Annotated in this window: 17 protein-coding genes; 9 read left to right on the plus strand and 8 right to left on the minus strand. The window is 72.9% G+C overall.

The window, feature by feature from the left end:
• Window positions 1–10 precede the first annotated feature (10 nt).
• Window positions 11–1636 carry an FAD-dependent monooxygenase gene (locus tag A6F73_RS27955; RefSeq protein ID WP_063350298.1) on the plus strand — a complete coding sequence of 542 codons (1626 nt, stop codon included), beginning with the start codon at window positions 11–13 and terminating at the stop codon, window positions 1634–1636.
• A gap of 104 nt (window positions 1637–1740) precedes the next feature.
• Here A6F73_RS27955 and A6F73_RS27960 read toward each other — a convergent pair whose 3' ends face one another.
• From A6F73_RS27960 to A6F73_RS27970, 3 genes are all read right to left on the minus strand, one after another.
• Window positions 1741–2664 carry a serine/threonine dehydratase gene (locus tag A6F73_RS27960; RefSeq protein ID WP_063350299.1) on the minus strand — a complete coding sequence of 308 codons (924 nt, stop codon included), beginning with the start codon at window positions 2662–2664 and terminating at the stop codon, window positions 1741–1743.
• Window positions 2665–2820: 156 nt separating this feature from the next.
• The gene (locus A6F73_RS27965; RefSeq protein WP_063350300.1) at window positions 2821–3147 is read right to left on the minus strand and encodes a hypothetical protein; all 327 of its coding nucleotides are present in this window, start codon (window positions 3145–3147) and stop codon (window positions 2821–2823) included.
• The gene (locus A6F73_RS27970) at window positions 3144–3449 is read right to left on the minus strand and encodes an SAV_915 family protein (RefSeq protein WP_063350301.1); all 306 of its coding nucleotides are present in this window, start codon (window positions 3447–3449) and stop codon (window positions 3144–3146) included. Before A6F73_RS27970 ends, A6F73_RS27965 begins: the two co-directional genes overlap by 4 nt.
• Window positions 3450–3685: 236 nt before the next feature.
• Between A6F73_RS27970 and A6F73_RS27975 the strand changes: the two genes are divergently transcribed.
• From A6F73_RS27975 to A6F73_RS27990, 4 genes are all read left to right on the plus strand, one after another.
• Window positions 3686–4120, plus strand: a complete 435-nt coding sequence (locus A6F73_RS27975) for a helix-turn-helix domain-containing protein (RefSeq protein ID WP_063350302.1) — start codon at window positions 3686–3688, stop codon at window positions 4118–4120.
• Window positions 4121–4221: 101 nt separating this feature from the next.
• The gene (locus tag A6F73_RS27980) at window positions 4222–4578 is read left to right on the plus strand and encodes a DUF4180 domain-containing protein (RefSeq protein ID WP_063350303.1); all 357 of its coding nucleotides are present in this window, start codon (window positions 4222–4224) and stop codon (window positions 4576–4578) included.
• Window positions 4579–4743: 165 nt separating this feature from the next.
• Window positions 4744–6966, plus strand: a complete 2223-nt coding sequence (locus A6F73_RS27985) for an NADP-dependent isocitrate dehydrogenase (RefSeq protein ID WP_063350304.1) — start codon at window positions 4744–4746, stop codon at window positions 6964–6966.
• Between the two features lie 243 nt (window positions 6967–7209).
• Window positions 7210–8493, plus strand: coding sequence for an RICIN domain-containing protein (locus A6F73_RS27990; protein WP_063350305.1), 1284 nt, complete (start codon window positions 7210–7212; stop codon window positions 8491–8493).
• A 19-nt stretch (window positions 8494–8512) separates the two neighbouring features.
• On the opposite strand, the gene A6F73_RS27995 is transcribed toward A6F73_RS27990, so the two are convergent.
• Together A6F73_RS27995 and A6F73_RS28000 are read right to left on the minus strand one after the other, a co-directional pair.
• Window positions 8513–9145 carry a YdcF family protein gene (locus tag A6F73_RS27995; protein WP_063350306.1) on the minus strand — a complete coding sequence of 211 codons (633 nt, stop codon included), beginning with the start codon at window positions 9143–9145 and terminating at the stop codon, window positions 8513–8515.
• A gap of 85 nt (window positions 9146–9230) precedes the next feature.
• Complete coding sequence (locus A6F73_RS28000; RefSeq protein ID WP_079136075.1) at window positions 9231–10253, minus strand: cytochrome c oxidase assembly protein; 1023 nt, start codon at window positions 10251–10253, stop codon at window positions 9231–9233.
• 256 nt (window positions 10254–10509) lie between these two features.
• Here A6F73_RS28000 and A6F73_RS28005 point away from each other — a divergent pair, with 256 nt between their 5' ends.
• Window positions 10510–11520 carry an NAD-dependent epimerase/dehydratase family protein gene (locus A6F73_RS28005; protein WP_063350307.1) on the plus strand — a complete coding sequence of 337 codons (1011 nt, stop codon included), beginning with the start codon at window positions 10510–10512 and terminating at the stop codon, window positions 11518–11520.
• A gap of 83 nt (window positions 11521–11603) precedes the next feature.
• On the opposite strand, the gene A6F73_RS28010 is transcribed toward A6F73_RS28005, so the two are convergent.
• Window positions 11604–13715, minus strand: a complete 2112-nt coding sequence (locus A6F73_RS28010) for a phospholipase C, phosphocholine-specific (RefSeq protein ID WP_063350308.1) — start codon at window positions 13713–13715, stop codon at window positions 11604–11606.
• Between the two features lie 201 nt (window positions 13716–13916).
• On the opposite strand from A6F73_RS28010, the gene A6F73_RS28015 reads away from it, so the two are divergent.
• Together A6F73_RS28015 and A6F73_RS28020 are read left to right on the plus strand one after the other, a co-directional pair.
• Window positions 13917–16097, plus strand: a complete 2181-nt coding sequence (locus A6F73_RS28015) for a TerD family protein (RefSeq protein ID WP_063350309.1) — start codon at window positions 13917–13919, stop codon at window positions 16095–16097.
• A 303-nt stretch (window positions 16098–16400) separates the two neighbouring features.
• Window positions 16401–18440, plus strand: coding sequence for a transglycosylase domain-containing protein (locus tag A6F73_RS28020; RefSeq protein ID WP_244293522.1), 2040 nt, complete (start codon window positions 16401–16403; stop codon window positions 18438–18440).
• A gap of 87 nt (window positions 18441–18527) precedes the next feature.
• Here A6F73_RS28020 and A6F73_RS28025 read toward each other — a convergent pair whose 3' ends face one another.
• Both A6F73_RS28025 and A6F73_RS28030 read right to left on the minus strand, forming a co-directional pair.
• Complete coding sequence (locus tag A6F73_RS28025; RefSeq protein ID WP_244293523.1) at window positions 18528–19784, minus strand: hypothetical protein; 1257 nt, start codon at window positions 19782–19784, stop codon at window positions 18528–18530.
• A gap of 203 nt (window positions 19785–19987) precedes the next feature.
• The gene (locus A6F73_RS28030) at window positions 19988–23329 is read right to left on the minus strand and encodes a cytochrome P450 (protein ID WP_244293524.1); all 3342 of its coding nucleotides are present in this window, start codon (window positions 23327–23329) and stop codon (window positions 19988–19990) included.
• A gap of 173 nt (window positions 23330–23502) precedes the next feature.
• Between A6F73_RS28030 and A6F73_RS28035 the strand changes: the two genes are divergently transcribed.
• The gene (locus A6F73_RS28035) at window positions 23503–24168 is read left to right on the plus strand and encodes a LuxR C-terminal-related transcriptional regulator (RefSeq protein ID WP_063350311.1); all 666 of its coding nucleotides are present in this window, start codon (window positions 23503–23505) and stop codon (window positions 24166–24168) included.
• Window positions 24169–24280 lie beyond the last annotated feature (112 nt).

Below are 24280 nucleotides of genomic sequence, written 5' to 3' on the forward strand. Positions count from 1 at the left end.
GGAGCAATTGATGAATCCGAAGGTTGACGACCGGGTGCCGGTCCTGATCGTGGGAGGGTCGCTGGTCGGGCTGTCGGCCTCGCTCTTCCTCGGCCGACTGGGTGTCAGGCACCTGCTGGTCGAGAAGCACGCAGACACCTCGCATCACCCGCGTGGCCGAGGCAACAACGTCCGCACGATGGAGCTGTACCGGGTGGCCGGGATCGAGCCGGCGATCCGCGAGGCGGCGTCGGTCCTCGCCCCGAACCACGGCATCCTCCAGGCGCCCTCGCTGACCGGCACCGAGCAGGAGTGGCTGTTCCGGGAGATCGACCCCGGCGGGCGGCTCGCCCGGTTCAGCCCCAGCTCGTGGTGCCTGTGCAGCCAGAACGACCTGGAGCCGGTGCTGCTGCGCGCCACCCGCGACCTCGGCGGCGACGTCCGCTTCAACACCGAGCTGGTCTCCTTCGAGCAGGACGCCGAGGGCGTCACCTCGGTGCTGCGCAGCCGGGAGACCGGCGAGGAGCGCCGGGTGCGCTCGGACTACCTGATCGCGGCGGACGGCCCGCGCAGCCCGGCCCGCGAGCGCCTGGGCATCGGCCAGAGCGGCCAGGGCGAGCTGTTCCACAACGTCAGCATCACCTTCCGCGCCAAGCGGCTGGCCGACGTGGTCGGGGACCGGCACTTCATCGCCTGCTACCTGACCAACCCGGAGGCGGACGGCGCGCTGCTGCCGGTGGACAACCAGGAGGAGTGGGTCTTCCACGCGCCCTGGCACCCCGAGCACGGCGAGCCGCTGGAGGCGTTCACCGACGAGCGCTGCGAGCGGCACATCCGCACCGCCGTCGGCCTGCCGGAGCTCGACGTCGAGGTGACCGGCCGGGCGCCCTGGCACGCCGCCGAGCGGGTGGCCGAGCGGTACGGCGCCGGGCGGGTCTTCCTCGCCGGGGACTCCGCGCACGAGATGTCGCCGACCGGCGCGTTCGGCTCCAACACCGGCATCCAGGACGCGCACAACCTGGCCTGGAAGCTCGCCGCGGTGCTCTGCGGGTGGGCCGGGCCGGAACTGCTGGAGACGTACGGGCAGGAGCGCCGCCCGGTCGCGCAGGTGACCAGCGAGCGCGCCTCGGCCCGCTCGGCCGAGCACAGCCACCCCGGGTACGCGGTGGTGCCGGGTGCCGGGCGGCAGACCGGGGTGCTCGGGGTGGCGCTCGGCTACCGCTACCCGGTGGGCGCGGTGACCGGGACGGACCCGGCGGGCGCGGTCGTCCCCGAGAAGTTCGAGTCGGCCGGGGAGCCGGGCAGCCGCGCCCCGCACCAGTGGCTGCTGCGGGCGGGCGTGCGCCTGTCCACGCTGGACCTGTACGAGCAGGCGATGGTGCTGCTCACCGGCCCCGAGGGCGCGGCCTGGCAGGCCGGGGCACGGCGGGCGGCCGACCGGCTGGCCGTCCCGCTGGACGCCTACCGGATCGGCGGCGGCGCCGAGGACGACCTGGCGCCGGAGCCGGGCGCGGACTTCGCGGAGCTGCACGGGATCGGCCCGGCCGGCGCCGTGCTGGTCCGGCCGGACGGCTTCGTCGCCTGGCGCTCGACGGGCGCGGCGGACGACCCGGAGGCGGAGGTCGCCGGGGCCCTGCGGGCGGTGCTGAGTCTGTAGGGCGTGGCCGACAACGGGACCTGCCCGCCGGTTTCGCAACCGGCGGGCAGGTCTTCGTGTGTGTGGGGCGGATGCGGCCGGAGCCGCCGTCCGGCGGCCGTCGGTCAGGGTGCGGCGAGGTCGGACGGGTCGGTGTTGGCGCCGCACAGGAGGACGGCGACCCGCTCGCCCTCCGCGTGGTCGAGGGCCGCCAGGGCGGTGGAGGCCGCGTACTCGACGGCGATGCGGTGGTCCTCCCAGAGCCGGCGGCGGGCGCGCACGATGGACTCGTCGTCGACCAGGACGGACCGGACGCCCTCGTGGCGGGCGGCGTGGACGGCGAGGGCGGTGGCGCGGCGGGCGCCGAGGGCGTCCTGGGCCACGGAGGACACCGGGACGTCGACGGGGTGGCCGGCGGCGAGGGCGGCGTGCAGGGCCCGGCTGCCCTCCGGCTCCACCGCGACCACCCGGACGCCGTGCTCGCGGGCCGCGACGGCCACCCCGGCGAACAGCCCGCCGCCGCCGACCGACACCACCACCGTGTCCAGCCCGGGGACCCGGGCGCTGATCTCCTCCAGCACGGTGCCCGCGCCGGCGGCGATCAGCGGGTGGTCGTAGGCGTGCGAGGCCAGCGCCCCGCTGCCCGCCGCGAACTCCTCGCAGGCCGCCAGCGCCTCCGCGTACTCCCGGCCGACCAGCCGCACGTCGGCGCCGTACGAGCGCAGCCGCGCCAGCTTCACCGGGGAGGCCGTCTCGGGCAGGAACACCGTGGCGCGCACGCCGAGCTCGCGCGCCGCCCAGGCGCAGGCCAGCCCGGCGTTGCCGCCCGAGGCGATGGTGACCCCGGCCTCCGGCAGGGTGCCCGCCTCGGCGTGCGCGAGCAGGAAGTTCTGTGCGCCGCGGGCCTTGAAGCTGCCGGTGTGCTGAAGGAACTCCAGCGCCAGCCAGGTCCGCCCGTGGTCGTCCCCGGGGGCGACCACGACCGGCCGCACCCTCCCGGCGATCCGCTCACCGGCGGCCTTGACCTCGTCGTACGTCAATCGGTCCATCGTGCCTGCTCCTCAAGCCGGGTGCGTCGCCTCTGGGCTTGACGGTACGTCGCGGGCGCGGGACAAGGAAAGGATCACGGTCGGGCGGCACCGGGGCGGGGCCCTGGTGCCGCCCGACCGGGGCGCGGGGAGGAGGTCGCCAGGGCCGGACAGGGCCTAGGGAACCGGGCGGAGGGTGACCGGTCTGGGGGTGAGGGCGCGCAGCACCAGGTCGATCCGGATCCTGGCGGCCCCGGCGCGCTGGAGGGCGGCGGCGACCGCCCGCAGTTCCTCGGGGCCGGTGCAGGCGAGGCGGAGCTCCAGGTCGGCGTCGCCGGCGAGGGAGAGTCCGCCCTGGACGGCTGGGTGCTCGGCCGCCAGCCGGTCGAAGTCGAGCGGGACCGGCCCGTAGCTGACCCGGGCGAGCGCGTGCAGCGCCCGGGCCGGTTCGGGTGGTTCCGGTTCGGGGTCAGGGTCTTCGGGGACCAGTTGGAGGGCGGTCACCGGTGCTGGAGCTGTGCGGTCGGGGCGGGGGCGAGCGGGGTGGCGGGTGCGGTGACGGGCGGGGCGACCAGGCGCGGGTCGAGGACGAGGGTGTCGATGCCGAGAGGGGCGGTGAGCGCGCGCAGGGCGGGTTCACCGAATTCGGTGAAGGCCTGGTCCGGCCCGAAGAGGGCGGCGAGCGACTCGGGGCTGGAGAAGCCGACGGCGCAGCGGCGGCCGTCGCGCAGGCGGAAGAGGCGGAGGGCGGTGGTGGTGCCGGTACTGGAGACGGTGACCGGAACGTGCCAGACGACGCGGGCCATGCGAGTGCTCCCGGGTGGGGTGGTGGTGCCTGCCGGAACTGCTGCTTCGACGCTAGGCCGGGTTCCGCCGGGCGTCGCCGGTCCTGACGCGGCGTTGACCGAATGAGGTGGTGCGTTGACGCACCCCTGACGGTCGGTTCACCCGAGTGGACTAAACCACTCCCTATCATTACGTAAACATCCCTATCGGATGGTATGTTTCCTGCGGATGAGGACGTTCGAGAGGATGGTCGCAGGTGGCGCAGTACTACTCGGTGGAACAGGTGGCCGAACTGCTCGGCCTGCACGTGCGCACCGTCCGCGGCTACATCCGCGACGGCCGGCTCGCCGCGACCAGGATCGGCAAGCAGTACCGGATCGCCCGTGCGGACCTGGAAGCCTTCACCGGCGCCCCGGCCGCCCCGCCCGCACCCGTGCCCGGTGCCGGCCCGCGGCGCGCCGAGGTGTCCGCCGTCGTCCGGATCGAGAATGTCGACCGGGTCGCCGCCGACCGGCTGTCCAACGCCGTGCTGGCCGCGATCGCCGGCCCGCGCGAGGGCGGCTGGCCACTGCACGTCGAGACCGTCCACGACGAGGAGCGGGAGACCCTGCGGCTCGTCGTCCTCGGCGATCCGGCCGACACCGCCGCGCTGCTCGGCATCGTCCACACGATGACCTCGTCCATGCACTGAGGCCTCGTCCAGGCGCTGACGCCGGCCGCGCCGGATGGCGTCGGTCACACCGGATCCACATCGGATCCACAGCGAACCCACATCGACCAGGGAGAACGGCAATGTCCGAGCAGTACGGCACGACGGTCCTGCGGCTGCCCGCCGAGGGCGCGCCGATCCGCGAGGAGCAGGACGCCATGGACGTGATCGGCGACGCGTTCGGCCGCGGCGCCTCCTGGGTGGTCGTCCCCGTCGCCCGGCTGCACCCGGACTTCTTCACACTGCGCACCCGGGTCGCCGGCGGCATCGTGCAGAAATTCGTCAACTACCGCGTCGGCCTGGTGGTCCTCGGAGACATCGCCGACCACGTCGCGGCGAGCGACCCGCTGCGCGACTTCGTCCGGGAGAGCAACCGCGGCCGACAGCTCTGGTTCCTCGCCGACGAGACGGAGCTGGCGGCCAGGTTCGCCGAGGTCTGAGCGTTCTCCGCTTGCCCCGCACCCGCCCCGGGACCACGGTGGAGCTGACCGTCGGCGCGCCCCTGGGGCACCCGGCGCACGCTCCGGGGCGGGGGGAGGTGGAGCTAGGGGGCCGTGACGAGATATCTTGACGTCAAGACGTTGGAGACGTGAAGCGGAGTACCGATGACTGACTCGACCATCATCTATACGCACACCGACGAGGCTCCGGCCCTGGCGACCTACTCGTTCCTGCCGGTTGTCCAGGCATACGCCTCGACGGCGGGTGTGCGCGTGGAGACCCGCGACATCTCCCTGGCCGGGCGGATCATCGCGAGCTTCCCGGAGCGTCTCGCCGAGGGCCAGCGGATCGAGGACGCCCTCGCCGAGCTGGGCGACCTCGCCAAGACCCCGGGCGCCAACATCATCAAGCTGCCGAACATCTCGGCGTCCATCCCGCAGCTGAAGGCCGCCGTCGCCGAGCTGCAGGCGCAGGGCTACGCGCTCCCGGACTACCCGGACGACCCGCAGACCGACGAGGACAAGGACGTCCGCGCCCGTTACGACAAGGTCAAGGGCAGCGCCGTCAACCCCGTCCTGCGCGAGGGCAACTCGGACCGCCGCGCCCCGGGCTCGGTGAAGAACTACGCCAAGACCCACCCGCACCGCATGGGCGCCTGGTCGGCCGACTCCGAGACCAACGTCGCCACCATGGGCGAGAACGACTTCCGCTCCACCGAGAAGTCCGCCGTGATCGCCGCCGACGGCGCGCTGCGCATCGAGCTGGTCGCCGAGGACGGCAGCGCCACCGTGCTGCGCGAGCGCGTCCCGGTGCTGGCCGGCGAGGTCGTCGACGCCTCGGTGATGCGCGTCGCAGCCCTGCGCGAGTTCCTGACCGCCCAGGTCGAGCGCGCCAAGGCCGAGGGCGTGCTGTTCTCGGTCCACCTCAAGGCCACCATGATGAAGGTCTCCGACCCGATCATCTTCGGCCACGTCGTCCGCGCCTTCTTCCCGAAGACCTTCGCCAAGTACGGCGAGGTGCTGGTCGCCGCCGGTCTGGACCCGAACAACGGCCTCGGCGGCATCCTCAACGGCCTGGACGGCGTGCCGCACCTGGGCGCGGAGATCAAGGCCTCGTTCGAGGCCGAGCTCGCCGAGGGCCCGGCCCTGGCGATGGTCGACTCGGACAAGGGCATCACCAACCTGCACGTCCCGAGCGACGTCATCGTCGACGCCTCGATGCCGGCCATGATCCGCACCTCCGGCCACATGTGGGGCCCAGACGGCCAGGAGGCCGACACCCTCGCCGTGCTGCCCGACAGCAGCTACTCCGGCGTGTACCAGGCCGTCATCGACGACTGCCGCGCCCACGGCGCCCTGGACCCGGCCACCATCGGCTCCGTCCCGAACGTCGGTCTGATGGCCCAGAAGGCCGAGGAGTACGGCAGCCACGACAAGACCTTCGAGATCGCCGCGGCCGGCACCGTCCGCCTCGTCGACGCCGAGGGCAACGTGGTGCTGGAGCAGGCCGTCCAGCCGGGCGACATCTTCCGTGCCTGCCAGACCAAGGACCTGCCGATCCAGGACTGGGTCAAGCTGGCCGTCACCCGCGCCCGCGCCACCGGCGACCCGGCGGTGTTCTGGCTGGACGAGAACCGCGCCCACGACGCCGTCCTGATCGAGAAGGTCAAGAAGTACCTGCCGGAGCACGACACCACCGGCCTGCAGATCGAGATCAAGTCCCCGGTCGAGGCCACCACGTTCTCGCTGGAGCGCATCCGCCGCGGTGAGGACACCATCTCGGTGACCGGCAACGTGCTGCGCGACTACCTGACCGACCTGTTCCCGATCCTGGAGCTGGGCACCAGCGCCAAGATGCTGTCGGTCGTCCCGCTGATGGCGGGCGGCGGCCTGTTCGAGACCGGTGCCGGCGGCTCCGCCCCGAAGCACGTCCAGCAGCTGGTCAAGGAGAACTACCTGCGCTGGGACAGCCTCGGCGAGTTCTTCGCCCTGGCCGCCAGCTTCGAGCACCTGGCCACCAGCACCGACAACGCCCGCGCCCAGGTGCTGGCCGACACCCTGGACCGCGCCACCGGCACCTTCCTCAACGAGGACAAGTCGCCGAGCCGCCGCCTCGGCGGCATCGACAACCGCGGCAGCCACTTCTACCTGGCCCTGTACTGGGCCCAGGAGCTGGCCCAGCAGACCGCCGACGCCGAGCTGGCCCAGGCGTTCGAGGGCCTGGCCAAGGCGCTCGGCGAGCAGGAGACGACCATCGTCGACGAGCTGATCGCCGTGCAGGGCTCGCCGGTCGACCTCGGCGGCTACTACCAGCCGGACCCAGCCAAGGCCGCGGCGGTGATGCGCCCGTCCAAGACCTTCAACGAGGCGCTCGCCAACCTCGCCTGATCCCAGGGGAGTCGAAGCACCGGGAGGCTCCCGGGTCCGGTACCGGACCCGGGAGCCTCCCGGCTTTCCGGGCGGCCTCCGCGGCGCTGCGGCGCCAGTGCGGAGGAAGATCATCAACGGTTCGTCAGGGAGCCGTCAAGATCACGGGTGGTGCCGGTGAGCGGCCCTAGCATCCGGAGGACCGTTCTCCGCCGCGGATCCGCAGGCGGACGCCACCTCGCCGAATGATCGGGGCACTTCAGCATGCGCGCTTCCTCCCGCCGGACGACCAGGGCCACCCAACGGGCCGTCGCCGGCACCCTGTTGGCGGCCCTGGCCTCGACCGGCCTGATGGCCGTGCCGCAGCAGGCCTCGGCGGCGACCGACTGCCCGGGCATCGAGCCGGGCGTCGGCGGGCCCGCCAACATCGGCAACGGCAACTGCTACAGCGCGCTGATCAGTTCCATCGGCGCCATGATCGGGGGCTTCCGCAGCGCGGCCCTCACCGCGCAGGCCGACAACGCGGCGTTCACCCAGGGGATGGCCGGCCAACTGAGCGCCGCCGCACCGGGGTTCAACGTGATGGTGTTCAAGTACGACGGCACCGACCTGTACGACACCCTCTGGTTCCGCAACGTCTACGAGGCGGACATGCGCGGGGTGCTGATCGACCAGACCGTCAAGCTGGAGCACCACGACAGCGAGGGCGGCCCGACCGGCTACGACGACTTCCGGATCTGGGTCTTCGCGGGCGAGTCGACCTTCACCAACAAGGGCGACGGCGGCTACGGGAACTGGGCCTTCGTCGGCAGCGACTCGGACCGGACCGTGACCACCTCCCGGTCCTGCGTGCTGATCCGCTGCTACGACAGCAAGCGGATCATCCACTTCCCGGCCCGCGAGATCCCGGCCGACATCGCGGGGACCCCCGGCACCCCGGGCGTTCCCGTCACTCCCGGCATCCCCGGTACGGTGCCGGGCGTCGGTACCGGTGGGACCGCCACCCCGGGTGTCCCGGCCAAGCCCGGTACGGTGCCGGGCGTCAGTACGGGCGGGACTGCCACCCCGGGCGTCCCGGCCAAGCCCGGTACGGCGCCGGGCGTGGGCACCGGCGGGACCGCCACTCCCGGCGTGCCCGCGCACCAGGGCGGCGGCGGTGGTGACGCCGTGACCGGGCTGCTGTACCCGAAGGTGAAGACCGGCCGGGGCCCGGTGGCCACCGGGGCTGCCTCCGGCCCCTCGATCCTCGCCGGCACCAGCGGCCCCAAGAACACCGGCTGGCAGTTCACCGCGCTGGGCAACGGCCGCTACAAGATCACCAGCGCCGTGTCCGGCCTCGCGCTGACCGAGAACACCAAGGGCTACGTCGCCGACGCCAAGCCGTGGACCGGCGCCGACGAGCAGAAGTGGCAGCTCGTCGCGCAGGGCGACGGCCAGTACCGGATCCGGATCACCGACCAGGACTGCCTGACCTACGACGAGGACGCCAAGGCCCTGGGCGTCTGGACCTGCGACAGCGGCTGGAACCAGCAGTGGAGGCTCCAGTAGCAGCCGCCGGGTCCGGGGCCTAGCCGAGGAGGGCCCCGGTGCCCGTGAGGAGCAGGAGGGCGGCGGCGTTGGCGCGCGGGTATGCGAGTGCCGTGCCGACCGCCTCCCGCAGCAGTGCGTACGGGCCGTGGGCGAGCAGTCCGTCCGCGCCGACCACCCGGCCGGGGGCGCCGGCCCGGCGGGCGGCGAGTGCGGTGCGGGCGGTGTGGAAGCCGCTGGTGACGACCGTGCACCGGTAGCCGGGCCGTTCGGCGGCCATCAGCGCCGCGCTGAAACGCAGGTTCTCGACGGTGTTCACGGCCCGTTCCTCGCGCCGGATCCGGTCGGCCGGGACGCCCCGGGCGGTCAGGTAGCGGGCCATCGCGGCGGCCTCGGTGCACTCCTCGTGCGGGCCCTTCCCGCCGGTGACCAGGAGCAGCGGCGCGTGCCCGGCGGCCTCCTCGGCGGCGAAACGTTCCAGCGCGGCGTCCAGCCGGGCCGCCAGCGGCGGGGCGGGCTCGCAGCCGTCCAGGGCGGCGCCGAGGACCACCAGGTAGTCCGCCCCGACGGGGGTGGGGCGGCGCCCCTGCCGCAGCGCGCAGCCGAGGAAGCCGAGCAGCCAGAGCAGGACGTACCCGCCGAGCAGGACGGCGACGATCAGCAGAACGTGCATACCGTCCGAACGTATACGGCGGAACCCCCGTTCCACTGGGCGGTTTCCAGGGGACGAGGGTTCCGTGGTGCAGGCGGCGGCGGGCTCAGCCGACGTCGGCCGCCGGGGTGACGGGGGTGACAGCGGCGGCGGGGGAGGCCGGGGCGGCGGGGGCCGCCGGGCCCGGGCCGCGCTTGTGCAGCGAGGCCAGGTAGGCGTTGTACGCCTCCAGCTCGGCGTCGCCGCTGCGCTCCTCGGCGCGGTCGCTGCGGCGGGCCTGCCGCTGTTCGGAGCGCATCCACTGGTACACCAGCGCGATCAGCACGATCGCGGTCGGGATCTCGCCGAACGCCCAGGTGATGCCGCCGGCCAGCTTCTGGTCCTCCAGGAGGTCGGTGCCCGGCGGCGAGCCCTCCACGGTGAAGGTGGTGACCAGCGGGTGGCTGGCCATCATCACGGCCACGCCGAAGAAGGCGTGGAACGGCATGCCCATGAACAGCTCGATGATCCGCATCACATGGCTGGGGCGGTGCGGGCCCGGGTCCACGCCCATGATCGGCCAGAAGAAGGTCAGACCGGTGAGGAGGAAGTGCACCATCATGAAGATGTGCCCGGCGCGGTACTGCATCAGGAAGTCGAACAACGGGGTGAAGTAGACCCCGTACAGGCTCGCGATGAACATCGGGATGGTGAAGGCCGGGTGCGAGATCACCCGGACATACCGGCTGTGCAGCAGCGCCACCAGCAGCTCGCGCGGCCCGCGCGGGCGGCCCCGGCCGGCCGGCCGCAGGGCGCGCAGCGCCAGCGTGATCGGGGCGCCCAGCAGCAGCAGGATCGGCGTCAGCATGGACAGCACCATGTGCTGGATCATGTGCGCGCTGAACAGCACCATGCCGTAGTCGTTCAGCCCGGTGCAGGTGACCAGGATCAGGCTGCCGACACCGGCCGCCCAGCCGACCATCCGGCCGACCGGCCAGCGGTCGCCGCGCCGGTGGAGCCGGACCACGCCCGCCGCGTACAGCGCGAGGGCGGCCAGGCCGCCCAGCAGGAACACCCAGTCGGGGGACCAGGTCCAGACGTTGGACAAGGTGAACGGGCCTAGCTGGGTCATCCCGCCGTGGTGGTGCATGCCTGACATTCCGTCGCCCATCGGGGGGCCCTGCTTTCCGTCCTGGTGGCCCCTGGAGGGGGTCCGGTTCGCCCGTTTTGCTTGGCCTACAGCCTAGGTGGGCCTTACCTCGGGCCGTGCCCCGCCCCCTCCGTACGGGTGGCCGCCGGGCGGGTGGCGGCTGGATAGACTGACCGGCCGGTCGGCGGCGACACGCCGATACGGCGACACGGGACACGCCGATACGGCGACACGGTGGGACGGCGAGGGGTGCGGCATGGCGGCGGGACGGCGGCACCCGGAGCGCACCACGGTCGCGCTGACCGGGGCGACCGGCTTCATAGGCTCCGCGGTGCTGGCCGCCCTGACCGCCCGCGGCGCGCGGGTGCGCGCGCTGGCCCGCGACGTGCCGGACGGGCGCGGCCCGGCCGTCTGGGTGCCGGGCGACCTCGCCGACGGGGCGGCGCTGGCCGCGCTCTGCGAGGGTGCCGACGTCCTGCTCCACCTGGCCTCCCGGGTCTCCGGGGGCGCCGAGGAGTGCGCGGTGGTGAACGTGCACGGCACCGAGGCGGTGACGGCCGCCGCGACCCGGGCCGGGGTGCGCCGGATCGTCCACCTGTCGACGACCGCGGTGTACGGCGAGGGACCGCACTCCGGCATCGGGGTCGACGAGGTGCCGGCCGCCCCGGTCTCCGAGGCCAGCCGGACCAGGCTGCTCGGCGAACGCGTCGCGCTGGCGGCCGGCGCCGTCGTGCTGCGGCCCGGCCTGGTGACCGGGACGGGCGACCGCTGGGTGGTTCCCGCGCTGGCCGAACTGGTCCGCCGGGTGCCGGTGCCCTGGGCGGGCGGGAACGCCAGGCTCTCCGTGGTTGACCGCGCCGACCTGGCCCGGCTGATCGCCGCGCTCGCCCTGGACGACCACGCCGTCCCGCCCGGCGTCCAGCACGCGAGCCACCCCGACCCGGTCCGGGCCGGCGACCTGCTCGCCGCCCTGGCCGGCCTCGGCCTGCTGCCCGCCCTGCCCGGCGCGGACGGCCCGGACGGCGCGGACGGCGCGGATGGCCCGGACGACCCGGGCGCCTCGTGGGACGAATGCCGGCGTCTGCTCGCCGCCACCCCGGGCCGCGTCTCCGAGCGGCAGTTCTCCCTGATCGCCCGCGACCACTGGTACCGGGGGGACGACGTCTGGCGTCTCGCCGCCTGCCCGCCCGGCCCCGGCCCCCTCGCCCGGCTGCCCGCCGCCGCCCCCTGGTACCGCCAGGCGCTGGGGCTCGCCGCACCGGCGTAGGACGAAACGCCGGTGCGGCGCGCCGGTTCAGGCGCCGTGCCGTCGGTCGGGCGCTGTGCCGACGGTCAGGGCCGCGCCGTCGGTCAGCTGGTGCCGGGGTCGCTGGTGCCGGGGCGGCCGTTCTCCAGGTGGCCGGCCCAGCGGCGGCGGAAGGTCGGGCCGTCGGTGGCGGCGACGGTGATGTCGTACCAGCGGCTGTCGGGGCGTATGTCGAAGGTGAACTGGGCCGAGGCGCCGCGCCGGATGCTGCGGCTCTGCTGCGAGCCCTTGGCGTAGGCGTTGGCGACGGTCACCGTCCGGGCGACCGGCCCGTTGTTGGTGATCTTGACGCGTACCTTGGACTTCTGCGGGTCGAACAGCGCGACCAGCTCGGTCCGGGCGCTGCCCTCGAATTCGTACACCGACCCGTTCGGGCCGTGGGCGGCGAGGTGGTAGTCGCCGGAGGCGGAGTGCGGCCAGAAGTCGCCGAGGGTGTCGCCGCCCGAGACGGTGTAGCGGCGGGGGGCGGCCTTCGGCGCGGTCCGGTCGTAGATGTAGAGCCAGGCGCCCGCTTCGCCCCGGTTCTCCAGATCCAGCTGGAACCGCCCGGGGGTGTCCGTCTCCTCCTCGTTGACCACCAGGTCGTACGGGAGGGCGCGGGCCGGCCGGACGCCGGGCTCCTGGGTGGGCATCCGCTGGGGCAGCGGCACCTGGTACGGCTTGCCCTGCGAGGCGATCGGCGCGGGCACCGGGATCGAGACCGGCCGCGGGTCGGCGCCGGAGAAGTCGAGCGCCGAGGTGAGGTCGCCGCAGACCGACCGGCGCCAGGCGCTGATGTTGGGCTCCTCGATGCCGAACCGGGCCTCCAGGAACCGCAGGACGGAGGTGTGGTCGAAGGTCTCCGAACAGACCCAGCCGCCGCGCGACCACGGGGAGATGACCAGCATCGGCACGCGCGGGCCGAGGCCGATCGGCTGGAGGCCGCCCGGGTCGGCGCCGGGGACCAGCGGACCCATCTCGCCCGGGTGCTTGCCGAGGTCGAGCAGTTCGTCGCGCAGGCTCGCCCTCAGGTCGGCGGAGACGATGCCCTGGCCGCCCGGGCCGCTGACGACCGGCGGCATCGGCGGGACGACGTGGTCGAACAGGCCGTCGTTCTCGTCGTAGTTGATGAGGAAGACCGTCCTGCCCCAGACCTCGGGGTTGGAGGTGAGCGCGTCCAGCACGAGGTTGATGTAGTACGCGCCGTCGGTGGGTGTCGCGGACGGGTGCTCGCTGTACTTGTACGGCGGGACGATCCAGGAGACCTGCGGCAGCCGGCCCTGCTGGACGTCGGCGCGGAACTCCTTCAGCGTGTGGTCGGTGGCGCCCTTGTCCACCAGGGGGCCCGACGCGCCCTCGGCGACCTGGTACCGCTCGAAGAACATCAGCGAGTTGTCGGTGTAGTTGTCCGTGGGGGTGCCCGGCTCGCCGGAGCCGCCCTGGTACAGCTTCCAGCTGACGCCGGCCTTCTCCAGGCGCTCGGGGTAGGTGGTCCAGGTGTAGCCGTTGGTGTTGTTGCGCTCCTCCAGGCCGGGGCCGTTGGGCTTGCGGCCGTACACGTTGCGCGGGTCGCTGGTGCCGGTCCACAGGTAGATGCGGTTGGGCGCGGTGTCGGCGTGGACGGAGCAGAAGTACGAGTCGCAGAGGGTGAAGGCGTCGGCCAGGGCGAAGTGGTACGCCAGGTCCTGGCGCTTGAGGTGGCCCATCGTCATGACGTCCTGCTTCTGGTTCACCCACTGGTCGTGGCGCCCCTCGTTCCAGGCGAGGTGGCCGCTGCTCCAGCCGTGGTCGGTGCCGGCCTGGTACTCGGTGGTGTTCCTGGGGTCGATGTACCAGGGCAGCACCTCCTGCTCGGAGGCGGGCAGACCGCGGTCGTGGTAGCGGCCGGTCTTCACGGCGGCGGCGGGCTGGTGCCAGTTCGGCCGGCCGTCGGGCAGCAGCGTGGGGCGCGGGTCGTCGAACCCGCGCACGCCGCGCAGGGTGCCGAAGTAGTGGTCGAAGGAACGGTTCTCCTGCATCAGGACGACGACGTGTTCGACGTCCTCGATCGAGCGGGTCCGGCCGATCGCGGGCAGTGCCAGGGCCTTGCTGACCGCGGGCGGGAACGCGCCGAGGCCTGCGGCGGCTGCGGACGCGCCGCTCAGCTGGAGGAATCGGCGCCGGTCGATGGAGGCCACGTGGTGTCCTTCCTTCTCGGGGTACAGGGGGGTGCCAAGAAGGTTCGAACATAGGTGCCGCAGCCAGGCCGTACGAGGTCCCCCAGCGAACGCCGCATGAGTTTTCAGCCAATTCCTGTCTAGCCAACTTCCCCGGACCCACCGGCGGCGGGCCCGGAAACCCGCATGCGTCGCCCCGCACCGTTCTGCGAGCATGACCGCATGGTCCACCGTCTCGAACCCATCGTCGTCCGGCACACCCATCGCCTCCCCGCCCCCTCCCGGCCGGGCGCTCCGGCGGGGCAAGGCGCTGTCGTGGCGCGGCAGTTCGACGCCGCGCTGATGTCCGTGGGCTTCAAGCTCTCGGCGGACCTGCTGGAGTACCTGTCGGGGCTGCCCGAGGCGACGGTCGTCGACACCGCCGCCCGCACCCTGGGCACCGTCCGCGAGTCGGTGGGCGACCACGTCGGGCACAACGCCTACTTCATCGACTTCCCGCTCAACGTGCCGGACACCTTCGAGTTCTGGACGCACTGCATCGCCGGGGCGCTCGCCGACGACGCGTCGCGAGGCAGTGTGCTCGCCCAACTGCGCACCGGCGTGGTCGACCTGCTGACCCTCCCGTCCTACGGCCGCTACCAGCACAGCTACGCCGAACTGCTCGCCGCCCACGACGAGCTGATCGCAGCTGCGGGCGACCGCATGACGGTCCTGCACCTGGGCGGCGCCCTGGAGGAGGAGGTGACGGCCCTCTACCTGGCCCTGGCCGGCAGCACCACGCCGCTGGGCGAGGAGGGCCTGCGCGACCTCGGCGTGCTCGCCGGGCACTGCGTCGCCGGTCCGCAGCCAGAGGCGATCCCGGTCCGGGAGAACCGCGCCGTCGTCAACCTCGCCCGCCTCCAGGCCGGCGCCGACCTCCTCCTGGACACCGTCACCGACGTGCTCCGGCTGGCCTGCGCACTGTCCGACGGCGACGTGACCCTGGCGGAACCGACCCGGTTCCGGGCGCTGTCCCGACCGGCCCGCCGTGCCCTGCTGGCCGGCCTCGACGCCGTGGTGGGCGCCAACCCCGCCAAGCTCGCCGACGTCAGCGGGCACCGCGAGGCGTTCAAGCGCCTCGGTGAGCGCCTCCACCCGCACGAGTACCCGCGCTGGCCGCGCGCCGCCGAGGTGTTCGCCGTGGCCCGGGGCGAGGTGACGGCCCGCTCCCTCACCGGCCGCGTCGAGGAACTCCTCGGCGCCGGCGACGTCACCGGCGCGGTACGGCTGCTGGCCGCCGCCCCGGGCATGCTGTTCCGCTCCCTGGACCGTCTGCTGCGTGCGGGCCGAACCCCGGAGGAACGCGACACCGTCGTGGCCGCCGTCGAGCAGGCCGCCCCGCTGGTCTCCGGCCGGGTCCTGCTGTCGGTCCGCGAACACCTCCACAACCGCACCGGGGAAGCGGACGGGCGCCGCCTCTTCGTCAACCGCCTCGGCCGCGCCTGGGTCACCACCGACACCCGACCGCCCCTGCCGGCACCCGAACGCGACCGCCTGCTCGCCGCCCTGGACGCCGAGACGAGCCGCCGCCTCCCCGACCCCGGGCACCTGCTGATCGACCCCGACGTACTCGACGTCGCACTCCCGCTCAGCGGCAAGGCCACCACCGCCGGACTCGGCGTACTGCCCCGGGGTTCCCTCACCCCGGTCGACGGCGAACTGCTGCGCTTCTTCGTCTACTGGAAGCAGACCGGTCACAGCACCGACTTCGACCTGTCCGCCCTGATGCTCGACGACTCCTACGAGACGCTCGGCTGGCTCTCCTACACCTCGCTCAGCCAGGTCGAGGGCGAGCACTCCGGAGACGTCACCGACGCCCCCGACGGCGGCTCAGAGTTCATCAACCTGCGCCTGGGCGCCGTACGCGGCAGCGCCATCGTCCCGCAGGTCAACATCTTCTCCGGTGAGGGCTTCGAGGAGGTCGAGGAGTCCTTCTTCGGCTTCATGCTGCGCGACGCCGAACAGCAGGGCCGCCCCTTCGAACCGCGCACCGTCCGGATGAAGTCGGACCTGCGCGGCCCGGGCAGGGTCGCCCTGCCGCTGGCCTTCCTGCGTGGGGACGACGGCCGCTGGCACGCCAAGTGGCTGCACCTGTACCTGAAGGGCAACCCGAACGCCAACCGGGTCGAGGGGAACCGGATGTCGGTCGCCACGCTGCTGCGGGGCATCGTCGGGCGTGACCACCTGACGGTCCGCCATCTGACCGAGCTGATGGGCGAGCGCGCCACCGCCACCACGCTGTGGGACGGCACGTCGCTCCCGGCCGGCCCGGTCACGTACATCGGTCTGGAACGCCCGGAGGGCCTGCACCCGGACTCCGTCGTCATCACCCCGGAAAACCTGCGTGACCTGATCCCCGCCTGACTGCTAGCGTTGGCCCCGGCGAGGCCATGAACGGGCTTCCTTCTCACACCACCTGACATAGCCCGTTCGCTTTCCTCGCCCTCGACCACCCGCCGGGGTGCCACAAGGCACCCCGGCGTCGTCGTTTCCCCGTGGTCCACCTCCTCGGCCGGCGTTGTTCCGCCCCAGGCCGGGTGGGTCCGTGCCGTCCCGTCGGTCCGCTCGGTATGACCGTGATCACATCAATTCCGTTGTGCCGTGGTCCGGCCCCCATCGCGTCTGAGTTCGGGGGTCTGTGCCCACGAGCGAATCGGAGACCGGACTGTGCGTGCTGACCAAGGTGGCGGGGCGGAGAAGGAGAAGCCCGGAGGGGAGGCCGGAGGGGAGGAGCCCGGAGGGCGGCGGTGGATCGACTACCCGCGCAGAGGGCGGCGCGGAGTCCGCCGCTGGCTCCCGTCCTGGCGGCAGCTGCTCCTGGTGGCGGGGGCCGGGGCCGCGGTGCTGACGGGATGGCTGACCTGGTTCTACGTCACCACCCACGTCCCGGAGGACCTGAACGCCTTCGCCACCCAGCAGAACAACGTCTACTTCTGGGCGGACGGCACCGAGATGGCACGGATCGGCGAGACCAACCGGCAGGAGGTGCCGCTCGACCAGGTGCCGGAGTCGGTGCAGTGGGCCGTACTGGCCGCCGAGAACGAGACCTTCTACTCGGACCCGGGGATCTCCTTCACGGGCATCGGCCGCGCGGTCTACCAGATGGTCTCGGGCGGTGAGACCCAGGGCGGCTCGACCATCACCCAGCAGTACGTCAAGAACAACTACCTGAACCAGCGTCAGGACTTCTCGCGCAAGCTCAGCGAGATCGTCATCGCGATCAAGCTGGACCGGCGGATGGGCAAACCGGACATCCTGGCCGGCTATCTGAACACCAGTTGGTTCGGGCGCGGCAGCTACGGCATCGAACGGGCCGCGGCCGCGTACTACGGCAAGGACGTCTCGCAGCTCAACCCGAGCGAAGGGGCCTTCCTCGCCGCCCTGTTGAAGGGGGCCGGGCAGTTCGATCCGGGGATCAGCGCGAACAACCACCGGCGGGCCGAGGAGCGGTGGTCCTGGATCCTGGACCGGATGGTGAAGGTCGGCAGGCTCTCCGCCGCCGAGCGCGCCCGGTACACGGTGTTCCCCGAGCCCAGGACCCAGCCGAAGGCGGCGGGGCTGAGCGGCCAGGTCGGGTACCTGGTGGACATGGCCAGGACCTACGTGGAGGGCCACAGCGACATCACGCAGGCCCAGTTCGACCTCGGCGGCCACCAGATCTTCACCACCTTCGACAAGCCCAAGGTCAACGCGCTGGCCGCCGCGGTGCGGGACGCCACCAAGGGGATCGACCCCGACAGCCGCGAGGCCGACCGGTTACTGAAGGTCGGTGCCGCCTCGGTGGCCCCGGACGGGAGGATCGTCGCGCTCTACGGCGGAACCGACTACCTGAAACAGGGCTTCGACAACGCCAACACCTCCACGGTGCCGGTCGGTTCGGCCTTCACCCCGCTGGTCTACGCCGCGGGCCTGAGCGAGGGCGTGCAGCGCAAGCGGGGCGGCAGCCGCACCCCGGTGACGCCCGCCACCACCTACGACGGCGACGACGGCGTGAACGTGATGACCCCGGAGGGGCCGTACTGGGGGCGTAACGGGCGGATAGCGAAGACCGCCAACGACGGCAAGCGGAGCTGGGGGACGGTCACCCTGAGGAGCGCGGTGGAGCAGTCCGTCAACGGGCCGATGATGCAGCTCGCCATGGACGTCGGCCTGGACCGGGTGCAGAAGACCGCCGCCGACCTGGGCCTGCTCCCGGGCAGCATGGGGGAGTTGGTGCCGGCCTTCGGCGTCGGGAACTCCACACCGAGCGCGATCAGGACCGCCGACGCCTACGCCGCCTTCGCCGCCGGAGGCAGCCACACGGACCCGTACTCCGTCCTGCGGATCACCCGGAACGGCGAGCCGCTCGGGCTGCGCCTGCCGACCGCCGTACAGGCGCTGACCCCGCAGGTCGCGGGGGAGGTGGACGCGGCGCTCAAGAGCGCGGTCCGCACCGGGAGCGCCAGGTCGGTGGCGGAGGCCGGGCCGGACCTGGCCGGGAAGCCGGGAACGACTCCGGACCGCACGGCGGGGTGGTTCGTCGGCTACGACGCGCGGATGTCCACGGCCGTCACGGTCTTCCGGGCGGACCTGAAGGACATGAAGCTGCTCTCACTGGAGGGGTTGGGCGGCGCCGCCCCGGACACCCCGGACTCCGCGCTGCCCACCCAGATCTGGACCTCGTACATGAAGGCGGCCGGTGGCCCGGGAGGTGCGAGCGGCCGGTAGGGCCTGGGGCGCCGGTAGGTCCTGGGGCCGGTGGGGCCGGGCGGCCGCGGGGCGTGGTGTCACGGCCCCGCGGCCGCCCGGGCCGGGTCACTTGACCAGGCGGGACCAGTCGGCCGGCTGCCCCGGGTCCAGCGCGCGCAACTGGTCGAGCACCTTGGGGTCCTGGGCGTCCAGCCAGTCGGCGACCTGGCGGAAGGACACGCAGCGGACGCCCTCCCGGGTGCAGACGCTCTTCATCACGTCCTCGATGGCCTGCATGTAGATGCCGCCGTTCCAGCTCTCGAAGTGGTTCCCGATGAAGAGCGGGGCCCGGCTGCCGTTGTAGACCCGTTCGAAGCCGTTGAGGTAGCCGTTCCGGGTCTCCTTCTCCCACGCGTCGTACTTCTTCGGATCGCCCTTGGTGGTGTCCTCGGACTGGTTGGCGAGGAAGTTGTAGTCCATCGAGAGGACCTGGGTCGATTTGCCCGGGTAGGGCAGCAGTTGGAGCGGGAAGTTCCAGATGCCGCCCTTCTTGCCGGGCCAGACCTGGAATTCACCCGGTGAGCTGGCGTCGTACCGGAAGCCGGCCGCCTTCTCGGCCGCGAGCAGGTTCTTCTGGCCCTGCAGGCAGGGGGCGCGGCCGCCGACCGCCTCCTTGGTGTAGTCGAAGGGCAGCGGCGGGAGGTTCTTGAAGCCGGTGTTGGTCTTCCAGTTGGTGACGAAGGAGATCGCCTGGTCGAGCTCGCTCTTCCACTCCTCGGTGCTCCAGTCGTCGCCGCCCTTGGAGTCGCAGAAGTGCCCGTTGAAGTGGGTGCCGATCTCGTTCCCGTCCTGCCAGGCCAGGCGCAGTTGCTCCAGGGTGTCCTTGATGTGGGCGTCGGTGGCGAAGTCGATGGCGGAGGCGCCGGCGTCGTGCTGCGGCGGGTGGTAGAGCGTGCGTTTGGACTTGGGCAGGGTGTAGATGCCGCTGAGGAAGAACGTCATCTGGGCGTTGTTCTCCGTGCCCAACTTGCGGAAGCGCGAGAACTGTTCGTCGTCGCCCTCCAGCGCGCCGTCCCAGGAGAACACCACGAACTGCGGCGGCTTCTCACCGGGCTTCAGCTTCTCGGGCCGGGGTTGTCTGGGCTGCGGGCCGGTGTCGGAGGTGGAGCCGTCGCCGAGCACCTTGACCTGGCCGTCCCAGGTCGGCGTGGCGCTGGGGGTCGGGGTGGCACCGGGGCTGCTGGGGCTGTCGGAGGGTGTGCCGCTCGGGTCGGGTGTGCTCTCCGGCGCGGCGCCGGCGGTGGCCGGTCTGCCCTTCGAGTCGGGGCCTCCCGTGCCCAGGCCGAGGGCCACGACGACCCCCGTTGCCAGCAGGACAGCCACGCCACGAGCAGGCCGCACCGTTCCTCCGTTTCTCCGACCTGCCGTCAAATGCTGGTCAGATAGTCATACGTATGGTGCGAACATCAGAACACCTTGATCGACAATGTGTCGAGGCTTGCATGGGACGGGAGTTGGGAGATAGGTGTGCGACCGGAGGCCGGCCGCGCCCCGGGTGGGTGCGGCCGGCCTCCGGTCGGGCGGGCTCAGCGGCCCGCGTAGACGTCCTCGACGTAGCGGCGCTCGTCGATCAGGCCCTGGAGCCAGGCCTGGGCCCGGCCTTCGTCGGCGCCGGGGGTCCGGCTCAGGTAGAGCTCGCGGAAGGCGGCGCGGACACCCGGGGCCATCCGGGCGCCGTCGCCGCACACGTAGACCTCGGCGCCGGCGGCGAGCAGGCTCCAGACCTCCGCGCCCTCGGCGGCGATGCGGTCCTGGACGAAGCGCCGACCGTCGACGGGCCGTTCGCTGAAGACCGGGCGCATCGAGACGGCGCCGGCCTGCTCGGCGGCGAGCAGTTCGTCGCGGTGCAGGTAGTCGGCGTCGGGCGCGTCGCAGCCGAAGTAGAGCAGGGCCGGGGCGAGTTCGGTGTCCCTGGCGGTGGCCTCGTCGGCGGTGGCCTTGTCGGCGGTGGCGGTGGCGGTGGCGAGCAGGGCGCGGCGGTCGGCGACCGCGCCGCGGAACGGCGCCAGGCCGGTGCCGGCCGCGATCATGATCACCGGGGTGCGGTGGCCGATCCGGAACGTTTCTCGGCACGGCTGGAGGCGCGCCAGCACGGTGTCCCCGACGGCCACCCGGTCGAGGTAGCCGGAGCCGACGCCCCGGAAGGAGCCCCGGCCGGAGCGGGCCGGGGCGTCGAGCACGGAGACCATCAGGTCCACGTGGCGCGGGGCGCTGGTCGGCGAGGTGGAGATGGAGTACATCCGGGGCCGGATCGGCGGCAGCAGTTCCAGCAGCACCGGCCAGGTCAGGACCTCCCGCAGGGCCGGGTGGTCCTCGACCAGCTCCAGCAGCGTCCGCGGGTCGTCCTCGGGCAGCGCCCGCAGCGCGGCCTGCTCGGGCGGGCAGGGGTTGAGGTCGGCCAGCGTCGCGCGCTGGGCGGCGCTCGGGCGGTCCTGCAACTCGACGTGGTGGGTGAGCAGTTCGCGGACCGTCAGCGGCCGGTCCACGGCGAGGATGGTGCGCCGGTTCGCCACGATGCCGAGCAGGGTGTCCGGGTCGGTGCCGAACACCTTGGCGGCGCGCTCGACCAGGGCCGGGTCGTTGGCCGGCAGCACCGAGACGTGGTCCGCGGTGCGGTAGTCGACGCCCTCCGGCAGGGCCAGCCGGACCAGGCGCTTGACCCGGGGGTAGGCGGGGTCGGTGAGGCTGCCGACCGCCGTGACGGTCAGCCCGATCACGCGGCGCTTCGCGGCCAGGGCGTCCAGCGGGCCGCCGGCCAGCTCGGTCACGGTGTACGTCTCCAGGGCGGCGGCCTCGGCGGGAGCGGGCGCGGTGCCGGTGCCGGGGGCGGGGGCGACGACGGGTGCAGCGGCGTCGCCGTACCGCTCCAGCAGGGCCCGGCTCAGCGCCGTGGTGAACTCCGCCACCTTCCCGGCCAGATCGCCGGAGGCGTCGGCCGCTCCCCGGGCGAGCAGCCGGGTGCCGCCGAGGGCGGCGAGGCCCTCGTCGATCAGCGTCGGCACGCGCTGGTACGTGGCGGCGTACGTCCGGTCGCCGATGCCGAGCACCGCGTACCGGACGTCCTTCGCGAACCCGGCGGTGCCCTCGGCGCCTTCGCCGCCCTCGGCCTGTTCGGCCTGTTCGGCCTGTTTGGTCGCCGCCCGGAGCCGGCGGACGAACTCCGCCGCGTCGTCCGTCGGCTGCCCGTTGTACGAGGCGGCGGTGATCACCACCGGCCGGTCGGTGGGCAGCCCGTCCGCGTACGCGTCCAGCGGGGCGACGGCGGTGTCGCAGCCGAGTGCGGCCGCCGCGTCGGCCAGCTGCCGGGTGAACTCGCGGCAGGCGCCGTAGTTGGAGCCGTGCAGGAGCAGCAGGCCGGTGCCCTGGCGGACCCGCCCGGGCAGGTCGGCGGCGCGGACGGGCGCGTCCGCCACCGCCGGGGGCGTGGGCGTGCGCGGGGCGAGGGCGAGGGTGAAGTCGTCGGGCTTGATGGTGAGCGTCTGCTTGATGGTCAGCTGGTAGTCGGCGTGGTCGATCAGCCGGTAGCGGTGGACCAGCATGCCGAGCAGCATGGTGGCCTCGTGCAGCGCGAACTGCCGCCCGATGCAGGCGCGTTCGCCGGTGCCGAAGGGCTTGAAGGCGTGCGGTGAGCGGGCCGCCTCCGGCTCGGGGTCGAAGCGGGAGGGGTCGAACAGCTCCGGGTTGTCGCCCCAGACGGGGTCGCGGTGCAGCATCATCGTGGCCACCAGGACCGGCTCCCCGGCGCGGACCGGGATCCGGCCGCCGAGCAGGGTGTCCGCGCGGGCCTCGCGGCTGAACGCGGGGGCCGTCGGCCACAGCCGCAACGCCTCGTTGAGCACCTGCCGGGTGTACCGGAGCCGGCCGATGTCCTCGTACGAGGGCTCCGGATCGGCCTGGTCGCCCCAGAGCGCGTCCACCTCGCGCTGGACCTCGCGGAGCACGGCGGGGTGCTTGACGAGGTAGTACAGCGCGAAGGAGAGCGCGCCCGAGGTGGTCTCGTGGCCGGCGATCAGGAAGGTGATCACCTGGTTGCGGATGTTCTCGGCGTCCAGTCTGCTGCCGTCGGCGGGGTGCACGGCGTCGAGCATCAGGCCCAGCAGGTCCTCGGCCGGGCCCTGTTCGGGGCTGCCGGCGCGGGCGGCGATCACCTCGTCCACCACCGAGGCCAGGTACCGGGCGTCGCCCCGGGCGGCCTCGTCGGGCTCGTTGTGGTCGAGTTCCGGGTCGCGCAGGAGCTTGTTCATCGCCCAGTTCAGGGAGCGGACCATCGCCTCGACGAAGGGGTGCGGCTCCTCCCGGTCGAAGGAACCGAAGTCGAAGCCGAAACCGGCCAGCCCGATGGTGTCCAGGGTCATCCGGGTCATGTCGCCGGGCACGTCCACGACCAGCCCGGCGGCCGACCGGCCGTCCCAGGACTCGATCAGGCGGCGGGCCACCCGCAGCATCACGGGGTGGTAGGTGCGCATCGAGCCGAGCGCGAAGGCGGGCATCAGGATGTCGTGCGCCCTGGCCCAGTTCGGCTCCGCGTTGTACGCCGTGAACAGGCCGTCCCCGGTGAACTCGCGGACGTTCTCCAGGGCCGGTCCGATCGACTTGGTGAACCGCTCCTCGTCGGCCAGCTCCTCGACCAGGTCCAGGCCGCTGACGATCAGGGTGTCCCGCCCGTGCAGGCGCTGGACGAAGGCCGGGGCGTGCCGCCGGGCCAGTTCCATGGTGCGCAGCAGGGGGGCGGCGATCGGCGGCGCCGACGAGATGTCGACCAGCGGCACCCCGGCGGGGCTCTGCCGGGGCACCAGGGTCCCGGGCGGGAGCCCGGCTCCAGCCGGATTCGCAGCCTCGGCTGCCGCCGGGGTCATCGTCTCGGTCATGGGTTGTCGCCTTCCGTGGCAGGAGAAACCTCGTCGTCCTCCACTCTCACCCGAACAGGGCAGGAACCCGGGCCCGAGGACTACATGTTTGTGCAGTAGCGGCGGTCGCGGAAGACTTGTCAACGGACCGTCAGGTCTGCTGCACGCGCAAGTTGTACACGGGAGGGGCCGGGATGAGACTGACCGACTGCGAGTCGACGGCGGAGAGCTGGCAGGACCTCGCCGTCATCTGGCGCAACCGGACGCTGCGGTTGCTCGACCACGTGCCGGTGGCGCTGGCGGTGTGCGAGTTCAGCGGCCGGATCATGATCGTCAACCGGGCGATGGCCGCCGAATTCGGCCTGCTGCCCGGGCAGTTGCGCAACCGGAAGATCCTGGAGTTCTTCACCCTCCGGGACAGCGCCACCATACCGGCGCTCGCCGAGGCCGTCCGCCTGCACCGCCGCTCGCAGTACCCGGCGCCGGTCTCCTGGTCGGCCGCCGACGGCACCGAGCGGAGCGGCGAGATGACCGTCGCCCTGGTCGGCGACACCCCGGAGGACGCCCCGAACCTGCTGCTCTCGCTGCCGGTCCGCACCGGGCCCGCCGGCCCGCCGGCCGCCCCCCGCCCCGAGGTGAGCCCGGTCGAGGCCCGGATCCTCGCCGCCGCCGCCCGCGGCGCCACCACGGCCCAGATCGGCCGGGAGATCGGCCTCACCCCGGACGGCGTCAACTACCACCTCGCCCGGCTCACCCGCCGCTGGCAGCTGCCCAACCGCACCGCACTGGTCGCCCGCGCCTACGCCACCGGCGTCCTGGCCGCCGGCGCCTGGCCGCCGGAGCCGGCCCCCCGACCATGACGGGGGCGGCTCGCGGGGGAGGCCGGCGGGCTGGGCTGCGCGGGCTGGGTTGCACGGGGCTGGGCCGTTCGGTGATTTAGTTATATGCTCACAATGATTTCAACAATACAAA

This window comes from Streptomyces sp. MJM8645, from assembly GCF_001625365.1.
Taxonomy (GTDB): domain Bacteria; phylum Actinomycetota; class Actinomycetes; order Streptomycetales; family Streptomycetaceae; genus Kitasatospora.